Raw genomic sequence first — 11827 nt, 5'->3', positions numbered from 1 at the left:
CTCTTTAACAGAACCCATCAAGGGCATTGAAGCCCCCGGCTATCTCCCATGCCCCCGGTCATACCCCGCATGAGCCGCTTCGAACTTCGCGATATTTATCGTCGTCCATCGCCACAGCGGATGCACCAACTCCAGCATCTCCAGCGCCAGATCCGTGATCGCGTACTCCACCCGCGGAGGCACCTCCGCAAACACCGTGCGCGTCACCAGCCCGTCCCGCTCCAACTGCCGCAGCACCTTCGTCAGCGACTTTTGGCTCACTCCCTCCACCCGCTCCATGAGCCGCGAAAACCGCAGCGGCCCCTCCGCCTCTGCGAGCTCAGCCAGCGCCCACAGCGTCCACTTCTCCGCCAGCCGCGTCACAATGTCCCGTGTCAACGAGTCCTGCTGCTCCGTCAGCGCCTCGCACGCCGCATTCGCCTCAGCCCAGTCGATCCGATTCTTCTTGCTTTTCGCCATGAGTTACCCCCAGGTAAGTACAAGCTAAAAAGGTGCCTTATTGCCATTGGATACTAATAGAAGCATACTGCCTTCATGGCTACGAAATCGACAACGAAATTCACCGCGAATGACGTCCCTTCCCAACGAGGCCGTCGCGTCCTCATCACCGGCGCAAACTCCGGCATCGGCTACGAAGCCGCCCTCGAACTCGCTCGCAAAGGGGCAGAAGTTATCCTCCCCGCCCGCTCCCTCGACAAAGCCAACGAAGCCATCACCCGCATCCTCCAGCAAATCCCCGCAGCAAAGCTAACCCCCGCAGTTCTCGACCTCGCCTCACTCGCCAGCATCCGCGCCTTCGCCGCACGCATCTCCTCTGAGTTCCCCGGCGAATCCCTCGATCTGCTCATCAACAACGCTGGAGTCATGGCCGTTCCGCAGCGCGAGCTAACCATAGACGGCTACGAACGCCAGTTCGCCACCAACTATCTCGGCCCCTTCCTGCTCACCGCGCTCCTTTATCGGCACCTGAAGCGCCGGTCCGGCACGCGCATCGTCACCATCTCCAGCGGCGTCGCAAACCAGGCGAAGATCGAGTTCGACAATCTCCAGTCCGAGCGCGCCTACAGCCCCATGTTCGGTGCTTACTCGCAGTCCAAACTCGCCGACCTCATCTTTCAGCAGGAGCTCCAGCGCCGCCTCACTGCCTCCGGCTCGCCGATCCTCAGCACCGGCGCCCACCCCGGCTACGCGATCACGAATCTTCAGACCAGCGGCCCAGCCGGCGTTCTTCCTCTAGCCATGCGCATCGCGATGACAGTCCTCAAACCGTTTGCATCGCAGGATGCCGCCCACGGCGCGCTGCCCACCCTCCTCGCCGCGACCGCAACCGATGTCATGGCCGGCGGCTACTATGGCCCAGATGGTTTCCAAGAGCTTAGAGGCGATCCCGTTCCCGCAAAGATCGCTCCCTTAGCCAAAGACCTCGCCCTCGCAAAGCGTCTCTGGACAGAGACAGAGCGCCTCGTAGGAGTGCAATTCACGCCATAGATTCAGCCGGTTGAACACGCACCGGCGACGGTGAGGAGAGCCTAGAATCTAAGCCCTTCCGACTGCCTCTCGAAGCGCCACCCTCTTCCCGCAAAGAATCGTCTCTGCCAGTCCTCCATCCAACCCGAACCGGTTGAAATTAGCCGGCTGCCCCACGCCCAACGCGAATCTCTCTTCCAGCCCCAGCATCTTCGCCGGGTTATGAGAAGCGGCGCGCGCGACACTCGCCACGGTCCGTCCCGTGAACTTTGCGAAGTTCGCCACCGCCCGGTCCAGCGTAATCACCGACCCCGCAAGCACCCCGCGCGCCGTCGCATGACCATCCTTCACCTGCACATCGAAGTTGCCCAGCCGGAACGTTCCATCCGGCATCCCCGCGGCCGACATCCCGTCGGTCACCAGGATTACCTTGTCTGCGCTCTTGCATCGGGCGAACAACTTCACCATCTCCGGAGCCACATGGATCCCGTCGCAGATCAGCTCCGCAAACGTTTCCTCATCGGTCAGCACGACGCTCACCACGCCCGGCTCGCGATGGTCCATCGCCCGCATAGCATTGAATGTATGCGTCGCGCTCGAAGCTCCCGCCGCAATCCCGGCATGTGCCTCGGCTGCCAGTGCATTCGTGTGTCCCATGCTCACCCGCACGCCTCGCGACGTCGCATGGGCGATCAACTCCAGCGCACCAGGAACCTCTGGCGCAACCGTCATCAGACGGATATGCCCTCGCGCCGCCTCATGAAACCGGTCGAAGAGTCCAATGTCCGGCTTCTGCAGATCTGGAGCATGATGCACCCCGCGTTTACTGTGAGAGAGAAACGGCCCTTCCAGGTGAATCCCAATCGGAGTCGCCCGGCCTTCGCCTCCGCGTTCGTCCGCGGACTCGATATGATCTGCGATCCGCTCCATCGCCCGCAACGTCTCGTCGATCGGAGCCGTCACTGTCGTCGGCAGGTAATGTCCCACGCCCCGCGTAGCCAGAAATCGTTCCATCTCGGCAAATCCGCTCGCCGAGGTCTCCATCACATCATGGCTAACCGCTCCGTGGATATGAACGTCCAAAAAGCTCGCGGTCAGCACCGTCTCATCGGCGTTCGCCTCACCTGCCTCGATGGATAGGACCATTCCATCCTCCCCAATACGTATCTGGGGATAGTCAATGACGCCATCCGGCGTGTGAAGCGTCCTTGCCGTGATCGTTTTAGCCATAAACGAACATTCTAGATCAAATTTCGACAAGTGTAATGTGTTCGTTGCGACAGAAGTTGTACTGAAGTTACTTTGTCCCGACAGGAACCGTAACCAGCGCGGAAGGGATGCCCAACTCCGCCGCCGACGGCAGTGTATGGCTATCGTTCCACTGTCGCAGCGCACTCCGAAACCGGTCGCTCCGGGTTAGCAAGAGGCCGACTGTGTAGTCGTAGTGCTCGAGCACGGGGCGGAGAGCATAAGGCCGGTTCGACCGCAGCCACTCCGCCGCGAACATGTCCCGCAGCAGGGAGTACCGGTCGCGCATATCCTCGATCCGCCCATTCACGCCATTGATGTCCGAGAGCTCTCGCCCCACCGCTGCCCGCACTTTCTTGTCGGTCGAACCCTGCGCCGCATAAGCCCGCTGATATCCCTCCACCAGCTCATCGGCCAACTGGAAGTTCAGCCCGATCAAATCCATCCGCCTCGCTCCCAGCTCCATCGCATCTACGGCATCCGGCTCCTCAAGATTCGAACTGGCCGCCCCGTAAATCTCCGACTCATAAACCGCAGTGGTCGGCGCAGCGTGCTCAGCCACAGCCTTCGCTCCCGCGGCCGCCCGCGCCTCCGCAATTAGCGTCAAAGCCGCCTCGGCATGAAGCCGAAGTTCATGCGTGTACGGCCTAACCTGCGCCCCGATCTTCAACCCATCCTTCGACAGCGGATCGAGCCAGAAGATGCTGTTGCTCGCATCCCCCACCTTCGCCTGATCTTTCAATACGGCGTGGCCGGCCATTAGTTCCTTCTGCGCCTGATTCAGCTTGCCAGTCGCGTCGTTATGGAAGACCTGCGCGTAGCTGTTCTGGAACTGGGAGATCGAAGACTCCCCCTTTTGCCACGCCGCCGCCGCGCCAAACAGAATCCCATACCAGTCCTGGTTGAACAGTCCCTCGCCATCGTCGTTCCAGATCGTGTTCAGCAGCCCCGTCGATCCCAGCCGCTGCCCATCCCGCGCGAACTCCTGAATGTTCAACAGCGCCAGATTGTTGTTTGGATACACCTTGCGATAGTTGTTCACGCTCGGCGCAACCCATGTCTCAAACCCCGCGTTCTTGAAAGGATTCAGAAACCGGTCGTACCCCTTCGGCTCCGGGCTGTACACCCACGCGATCGCAATCGTCTGCTGCTTGAACTTATCGGGAAGCTGCTTCAGCAGGTCCGGTGCATCCTGCGCGATATCTCCCCAGAACAGCAGCCGCCGGTGCAGCGGCTCTACCGCCGTCGCAATCCGCTGCATAAAGTCGAGATACACCGGTGCCAGGCCGCGCGAATCCACCTCTTCCTTCGTCTGCCCCAGTCCCAGGTCGACCGTCTCATCCGCCCCGATATGCAGGAAAGGCCCTGGATACTGCCCCGCCAACTCCGTCAGCATCTGCGTCGTCAGCGCGAGCGATCCCGCCTGCCCTGGTGCGAGCACTGCCCCGTGCGGCGTCTCCGCCAGCGTCTGATACTGCTCCCACGTCAGGTTGTGGTGCAGATGCCCAAACGCCTCCTGCTCCGGCACGATCATCACGTGGTATGGCTTCGCATACGCCACCAGAGCCGCCGCGTCCGCCGCCGTCACCGTCCCTCCCGGAGGCCCCCACAGCGGATTCGCCGCATATCCCGCCGTATGCTCGAAGTAAGGCGAGTACAGATTCACCTTGTAAGCCGCCAGGGTCCGGATCAGTTTCTTCTGAAACTCCAGGGTGGTCACCGGCCCGCGCGAAAGATCGTCGTCCAGCCCGCGATACTTCATCGCCGGCCAGTCGCGGATCGTCGCCGTATGTAGTACCGCCGCTCGCCCCGGAGCGGCATCGACCATCTGCTTCACCGTCTGCAGCGCGTAAAAGATGCCCTCGGCGCTCTCCGCCGTCACCGCCAGTCCCTTGCCGTCAGGAATGATGACGTATCCCTCGGCCTTCATCGGCTCCGGAAACTCGATCGGCGAATCGCCATGCGCCATCCGTTCCTCAGTCGGCAGTGAATCCTGATAGATCGCCTTCGATATCGGTGGTCCAAACCGCGTCACCAGCACATGCACTGCCGCCGTCTCATTCACCGTGACGCCGTGCTCCGCCAGACTCGCCTTCAAGTCCGCAATCGCGAACTCGTCCTCAGCCGCACACGGCGCCGAGCACGTAATCTGAATCCCCGCACTCAGCGACTGCGAAGAGATATTCGACACGGATACCGGCATAGGGATCAGGTGCAGCCCCATACTCTGCGACCACATCGGCGAGGCGCCTGCCAGCGCACCGATCCACAGCAGCGCCATCCGGCGTTTCGTAAGTGCGATAAGTATTGAAGAGAAGGGCCCCTTTGGGCTCCCGGCATTCATCCTTGGCATGACAAGAACGGTAAATCAATCGCGTCGCTCTTGGACAGCAGTCCGGAGAGCGATCGCTCTGTCTCCTCGTCCGCGTAAGCGATAACGCGGTCCAAAGGTTACCGAAGATCGCACGCGAATGCCCCAATTCATCCCATTTGTGACCGAAATTCGCAGTCCTGTAACGCAACCTTGGGATGATGGTCACACAGAACATTGCGAAAACAGCGATGAACAGACCCCCAAGGTGGCTCGATCGTGCCTGTGGGCCATCTTCTGAACATGATTATGAGAGGTTCCATGACCAAGCAACTACAGGTGACACTGGCAGCGATTATGGTGCTTTCCGCCATACGCGTTCCGGCGCAGACCACAACCCCGACTCACACCTCCACCACGGCAAAGAAGAAGAAGGCCGTGGCGAAGGCTCCTAAAGAGACCGCGACCGAACGTCAGATTCGCGAACTCCGTGAGCAGATGCAGAACCAGCAGGCAGAGATCGACAACCTGAAGTCGCAGAGCGCGGCCAAGGATGCCGCCCTCGCAGCCGCTCAGCAGTCTGCAAGTGATGCCCAGGCTACGGCTGCCGCTGCCACCACCCAGGCCCAGAGCGTAGGCGCTTCCGTCCAGGCCAACGCCGACGCCGTCGCCAGCCTCCAGGGCACCGTCACCGACCTCAAGAACTCCAACACCGGTCTCGCGCTCACCATCAGCGACACTAAGAAGGACCTGACCGAGAAGATCGAGTCGCCCACCGCAGTTCACTACAAGGGCATCCTGATCCAGCCAGGTGGCTTCCTCGCGGCCGAAACCGTGTACCGCACCCGCGCCATCAACTCCGACATTAACACCCCCTTCAACTCGACGCCTTACATGAACAGCGCACAGGCGTTCACCAGCGAGTTCAACGCGACCGGCCGCCAGTCCCGTCTCGCTGTGGCCGTAACCGCTCCTACCTCCTGGGGTAAGATGGGTGGCTACTACGAGTTCGACTTCCTCTCCGCCGGTACCACCTCGAACGATAACCAGACCAACAGCTACACCGCCCGTCAGCGCGAAGCCTGGGCCATGGCAGCCACCAACACCGGCTTCACCTTCCAGGCCGGTCAGATGTGGTCGCTTGCTACTGAAGTCAAGAAGGGCATCGTCGAAGCTCCCGGAGCAGAGAATCTGCCCCAGACCATCGACCCTCAGTACCACGTAGGCTTCACCTTCACTCGTCAGTACGCTGCCCGCTTCGCTTACAACTTCGCGAAGATCCACAACGTCGCCCTCGGCGTTGAAGAGTCGCAGATCGTACTCGCCGGTACCACCAACGCTCCGTCGAACTTCTTCTTCGGCAGCGCCGGTAACACCGGTGGTCTCTACAACTCCACCGGCAACGGCAGCACCGCCCAGAACTACTCCAACAACGTCGCTCCGGACGTCATCGTGAAGTACAGCGTTGATCCCAAGTTCGGTCACTTCGAAGTCGGCGGCCTCGCCCGCTTCTTCCGTGATCGTTACTACCCGACGCTGGCTTTCGCTACCACCGCGACCGCGACCGCTGTTCCCTCCGGCAGCGCCACCAACGACACCGTCATCGGCGGCGGCTTCTTCGCCAACGCCCGTGTCTCGGCGACCAAGTATGCCGATCTCGGAGTTCACATCCTCCAGGGTACGGGTACCGGCCGTTACGGCACCTCGAACCTCGGCGACGTGACCGTCAAGCCCAACGGAACGCTTGAGCCGCTACGCAACTCGCAGGGCCTGTTCTCCATCGAGACGCACCCCTCCAAGAAACTCGACGTCTTCGGCTACGCCGGTGGTGAGTACCTCCAGCGCACCGTCTATACCGGCTTCACGGCAGCGGCTCCTACCACTCCGGTCTACGTGGGCTACGCTCCGATCCAGGGTGAAAAGGACACCGCCTGCTCTACCGAAACTTCACCCTCGGCGACGAACGGTTATTCGCCCAGCACCAGCAGCTGCACGGGCCACACCCGCGCTGTACTCGAAGGCTCGGCCGGATTTACCTACCGCATCTTTAGCTCACCCACCAAGGGACGCATCCAGTACTCGATGGTCTACAGCTACCTGACCCGCGAAGCCTGGACCGGTCTGAGCTCCACCGGAACCGCCGTCAACCCGAAGGCCACCAACAACATGGTCTTCACCGGCTTCCGTTACTACATCCCGTAGTCAACGCGTACTCCGCTACCGAAAAGGCGCTCCTGTCAGGGAGCGCCTTTTTGCTGTTTTTAGCTCCTGTCGTCCTTCTGAGCGAAGCGAAGGACCCGCGACACTTTACAAAGGCGGCGGCATCAAGCGGCCGGCTCCGTCTCTGACCCAGTTGCCAGATCCAGAGTGTCTAGCACCGTTAACAGCACGCGCCGCAGCGCCGTCTCACGTCCCGTAGGGTCGTACCACTCCTGCAGCGTGTGAATGCCCCCGCCCTTGCCGCCAGCCCCGATCGCTACCGCCGGAATCCCCATCGATAAAGGAATATTGGCGTCGGTCGACCCCAGCCGTTGTTCGGTCCGCAGCGTCAGGTGTCGATCCACCGCGCGGATCGTGCCCAGCAGCGGATCGTTCTCGTTTAGCGCGCCGCCGGGCCGATCGCCAATCACTTCAATCTCCAGCCGCAGCTCTTTAGCACAAGCGATCACCACAGTCTCTTCAAAGGCGACGCGGATCGCCGCCTCCGTGTCGCGCAGACGGTCGGCACTCGTCGAACGCAGATCGATCAGCGCGGTCGCACTCTCTGGGATCGAGTTCACCGACGTCCCGCCCATAATGTGACCCACGTTCACCGTCGTTCGTGGAGTCGGAGGAAGAACCAGATCATCCACACGCGAAAGCGCACGCCCCATGACGAAGATCGGGTTCGGCCGTCCTGCATCCGTCCACGAGTGCCCACCCGGTCCGTGGATCGTCAATCGGAACCTCCGGCTCGCCAACGCCTTCGTCACCACTGAAGTAGAGCCAGCGCCCTCGAGCGCAATCGCCGCGGCGATCCGTCCACGGTACGCCCCATGATGAAAGATATGGCGCATCCCCAACAGATCGCCCTGACCCTCTTCGCCAACATTCGCCGCGAACAGCAGAGGCACTGGCGGCGCGATACTTGCATACCGCAGTGCCGCGGCGATGGCCAGCAGCCCGGTCAACCCAGCGGCGTTGTCACACACGCCCGGACAGAATATCCGCGACCCGTCTTCAATCAGCAGCGCCGCATAATCCTTCCCCACAAGTTCAGCAGGAAACACCGTGTCGAGATGCGCGGACAAGAGAACGCAGGGGCCCGAGCTCGCTTCAGGCGCCCTAATCTCTCCTAAAACATTCCCTGCGTCGTCGAGATGCACATTGCTCAATCCAAGCGCCCGAAAGCGTTCCTCAAACCATGCCGCCCGCGCCGCCTCTTCAAAGGTCGGCGCCGGAATCGCAAGCATCTCCAACTGCCACATTCGAAGCTGCGGCTGATGCAGGTGCAGCCAATGAAACGCCCGATGCACGGCCGTGAGCGTCGCCAGCCGTGCGATTCGCTGGTTCGCCGAAGCCGGCGCGAGATGGGACGTGGAGAGGTGCATCAATACTCAACCTCTACCAGAAAAAGTCCGCGCGCGGGGGCGGTAGGCCCAGCCGCCGAACGGTCAAGCGCCGCCAAGATGCCCGAAATGGCGTCAACCGGTAGCCTCTCCGCCCCGATGTCGACAAACGTCCCGACGAGATTCCGCACCATGTGGTGCAGGAAGCCGGAACCCCTGACGGTATACACGTACAGGCCGTCGCGCTCCTCCCAGCCGGAACGCTCGATCCGCCGGACATTCGATCGCTGCTCTGAGTGCGGCTCCAGAGACTCAGCGTCCGCCTGGCTGCGCGTCGCAAGGTCCGGGTCGCTCGCAGCGAAGCTCGTGAAGTCATGCTCGCCAACTACGCTGCCTGCCGCCGCCTGCAGTAGTCCAAGGTCGAGCTTCCAAGGGCAGTCCCATACAAAGGGAGCGATCATGGGCGAGCAGATTCGGTCGTCCACCCCATCAGGGACTCGCGGAAAGATCCGGTACTCATAGGTCTTGCCCGCGGCGCTGTGCCGCGCGTGAAACTCCGGCTGCACCTCCTCGACCGAGAGCACCCGAATGCTCGGCGGCAGCGCCCGATTCAGAGCGCGCCGCAGATTCTCCGCAGGAATCGGTACAGTCAGCGAGAAACTTGCCACCTGCCCCAGCGCATGCACCCCGGCATCGGTCCGTCCAGAACCCTGAGGCAGAACCACCTCACCGGTTACGTGCTGGATTGCCGACGCCAGACGCCCTTGCACTGTTGGGAGGGTAGGCTGCACCTGCCAGCCGCTGTAAGGCGTGCCGTCGTAGCTAAGAGTAAGTTTCCAATGTGTCATTGATTAGATGGCCTATTCCAGGGCAACGATGTACTGAGATGCTTTTGGGGTGCCCGCGATCACCGCGCAGACGCTCACCGTCACCTGCCCCGGCGCGGTCACCTGCGCGCTCACCTGGAATCCACCCTGCGCGTTGAACCCCGGAGCCCCAGTTGTCTCGGCCACGGACACCGGAACCATACTCCGCGACGCACCAGGAATGCTGACGATGCCGGTGGCGCACGAGCCAAGCGCCAAAGGCGATCCGCCAATCATGTCGCTCCTTCCACGCAGCGCAGCCGCCGCACCGGCTGAACTATCCCCGAGATTCCGCGCCTCGATCCGCGGAACTCGGAGGGTAGAAGTAGCCGGATTCCAGGTAATCTCCCCTCCCGGCAGAGCGAACAGCGTCATCGGGTCATTCGAGTGATCGGGGTTGCCATAGATCCGAATCAAGGCGCCCGGAGCATCCCCGAACGAAAACCCGGTGCTGAAGTAGCCCTCGACCCGGTGCATCTCCGGAGCTCCCAGCATCCCGCCAAACCGGTCGAAGATCTTGTAGTCGTTCAGGTTCACCGTCCGGTGAGCGATAAAGTTGTTGCCCACCGCTCCCATCCCGTGAATCTCCAGTAGGTCGCCAGAGCTGAGCGATCCATTCGCAGGAGTGTTCTGGGTCAGATCCGTAAACCGCCCCACCGTATTCACGACGGCATTATGCGGCGCTTCAACCAGATCGCCCACCGCCCACGGAACCTCGTTCACCTCGCACACCGGATCGGCCTTCAACGACCGATTGATGATCACTTCGCAGCCAGGATAAAGGTGATAGCCGTCGCGCCCCTCCACGCCGAACCGCTCCGCCTCACTCGCCATCGGCAGGTCGGCGATCACCTGCCCCTTGAAGTTGTATCCGTAGATCAGTTGGTGCGGATCGACCGCTCCGAAGGCATAGTAGGAGGTTCGATAGCCCGTAAGAGCAAAGTTGGCGTCGAAGCTGATGTACTGCCCGCAGACTCCGCCCTGGAAGATGTTCGCCCCTGCGCTGTTCGGATTGCGCGCCTCAATCGTGATGCTCTGATGGTCGCCGCTTGCGGCCGAGGCAGCAGTGATCCGCGCCTGCTCAGGATAGTTTGGCCCGCTCACGCAGACCGTCCCACTCGCAGTGAAGCTCCCCGCCCGCAGCCTGACATTGCAGGTAAACGGCGCAGTCTTCTGCACAAGATGATTGTTAGGAATCTCGCTCTCGCAGACACCCCACGCAGTGCTCAGCGGAATCTCGTTATCCACCTTAAGGATGCCCAGCGTACTTCCGGCCACCGCCGGCCCCGCACCGGCGATATGCCCTGAGACCTTACCCTGCGTTATGTCCAGCAGCGGCGCTCCATCCGTCGTCCAGTTGTTCCCGGAGATGAACTTCAGCCCAGGTACCGTATCGCTCGTCCCGCTCGTCGCAGCGATCATGCCATGAAAGTACCCCGTCGTCTCGCCCATATCGAGCGCGTCACCCTTGATGCTCTCGTCCGAAAGCGCGGTCGATCCACCATCCGAATAGACATAGTTGTAGCTCCCCATCGTGTCGCCCGCAGCATGCTTGTACAGGAAGAGGCTGTGGGCCTGCGATATCCCCCGGTTCGCCACGTTCAGGAACTCCACATCGACCTTGTCCACCCTCCATCCGCCCATATTTCCCAGGCTCAACCCTGGCCCGAAGGCGCTGACGTCGATCCGGTGCCCCGCCTGAGAGATCTTTCCATCCGCCCCCGCCGGCTGGTCGAAGACCACCGTGTCCAGATGGCAGGCCGCCTCATTTACCGGAGTATTGGCGCAGTTGGAGTACCGGTTGCCGCCCCGCAACGCTGGCGCATTCAATCCCAGCGACGGAAGATTCTCTGCCGGAGGAATCGTCCTTTGCTGCTCAGCTGATGTCTGCGCCATCGACGCTCCGCCAGATCCGACTGCGAAATAAACTCCAGCGACGACAGCAAGGACGGCGAGGGGAGGACGCTTCACCATTCCAGCAGTGTACCCTCCGGCCCCTCGGCGCAGATCGATCCCCGCCGGGATACCGTTCTTTCAGAAGCGTTTACGGATCGCGCTTGGTATACTTCCTCGCGAGGCAAATCCCAGTTAATTGGAAAGAATCTCCTCTCACGGAACGAAGCCGGATTCCCTTGCGTACTGTCACCAAGCTGGTCAAACATCTCAATTTTGGAGTCGCGGATACGCGGCCAAGCATCTACAAAGCACTGCCTAAGTTTGTATCGAAACACGCCCAGCCGCGAAGGCGGATCACCACCAGAGGCGTCGCAGGATGAATCTTTGTCTTGAGTTACGGAACTGGCTCCCAGGGCCGCAGGCTTCTAGTTTGAGTCGTTACCGCCGCGGGTTCCGGGCGAATTCGTTCGGCGAAAGAAAGTTGGAGAGCG

Annotated in this window: 8 protein-coding genes; 2 read left to right on the top strand and 6 right to left on the bottom strand. The window is 61.4% G+C overall.

Features of this window, described 5'->3' with window-relative positions; all coding sequences use genetic code 11:
* Positions 1-39: 39 nt before the first annotated feature.
* Positions 40-459, bottom strand: a complete 420-nt coding sequence (locus OHL18_RS14845; RefSeq protein WP_263375625.1) for a winged helix-turn-helix transcriptional regulator — start codon at positions 457-459, stop codon at positions 40-42.
* Between the two features lie 75 nt (positions 460-534).
* Here OHL18_RS14845 and OHL18_RS14840 point away from each other — a divergent pair, with 75 nt between their 5' ends.
* Positions 535-1488, top strand: coding sequence for an oxidoreductase (locus OHL18_RS14840; RefSeq protein WP_263375624.1), 954 nt, complete (start codon positions 535-537; stop codon positions 1486-1488).
* A gap of 48 nt (positions 1489-1536) precedes the next feature.
* On the opposite strand, the gene nagA is transcribed toward OHL18_RS14840, so the two are convergent.
* Positions 1537-2697, bottom strand: coding sequence for an N-acetylglucosamine-6-phosphate deacetylase (gene nagA / locus OHL18_RS14835; protein WP_263375623.1), 1161 nt, complete (start codon positions 2695-2697; stop codon positions 1537-1539).
* A 67-nt stretch (positions 2698-2764) separates the two neighbouring features.
* Positions 2765-4996, bottom strand: a complete 2232-nt coding sequence (locus OHL18_RS14830) for a beta-N-acetylhexosaminidase (protein ID WP_263375622.1) — start codon at positions 4994-4996, stop codon at positions 2765-2767.
* A gap of 351 nt (positions 4997-5347) precedes the next feature.
* On the opposite strand from OHL18_RS14830, the gene OHL18_RS14825 reads away from it, so the two are divergent.
* Positions 5348-7228 (top strand): hypothetical protein, encoded by a 1881-nt coding sequence (locus OHL18_RS14825; protein WP_263375621.1) that lies wholly within the window; start codon positions 5348-5350, stop codon positions 7226-7228.
* Between the two features lie 122 nt (positions 7229-7350).
* Here OHL18_RS14825 and OHL18_RS14820 read toward each other — a convergent pair whose 3' ends face one another.
* Genes OHL18_RS14820 through OHL18_RS14810 form a run of 3 tightly spaced genes read right to left on the bottom strand, consistent with a single transcriptional unit; the run spans position 7351 to position 11414 of the window.
* The gene (locus OHL18_RS14820; protein ID WP_263375620.1) at positions 7351-8616 is read right to left on the bottom strand and encodes a M20/M25/M40 family metallo-hydrolase; all 1266 of its coding nucleotides are present in this window, start codon (positions 8614-8616) and stop codon (positions 7351-7353) included.
* Complete coding sequence (truA, locus tag OHL18_RS14815; protein WP_263375619.1) at positions 8616-9422, bottom strand: tRNA pseudouridine(38-40) synthase TruA; 807 nt, start codon at positions 9420-9422, stop codon at positions 8616-8618. Before truA ends, OHL18_RS14820 begins: the two co-directional genes overlap by 1 nt.
* 12 nt (positions 9423-9434) lie before the next feature.
* Entirely contained in the window at positions 9435-11414 is a 1980-nt protein-coding gene (locus OHL18_RS14810; protein WP_263375618.1) for a hypothetical protein, read from the bottom strand.
* Positions 11415-11827: the final 413 nt, after the last annotated feature.

This window comes from Granulicella aggregans (genome assembly GCF_025685565.1).
GTDB classification, from domain to species: domain Bacteria; phylum Acidobacteriota; class Terriglobia; order Terriglobales; family Acidobacteriaceae; genus Edaphobacter; species Edaphobacter aggregans_B.
The sequence above is the reverse complement of the archived record's forward strand: the minus strand, read 5'-3'. Positions and strand labels throughout refer to the sequence as shown.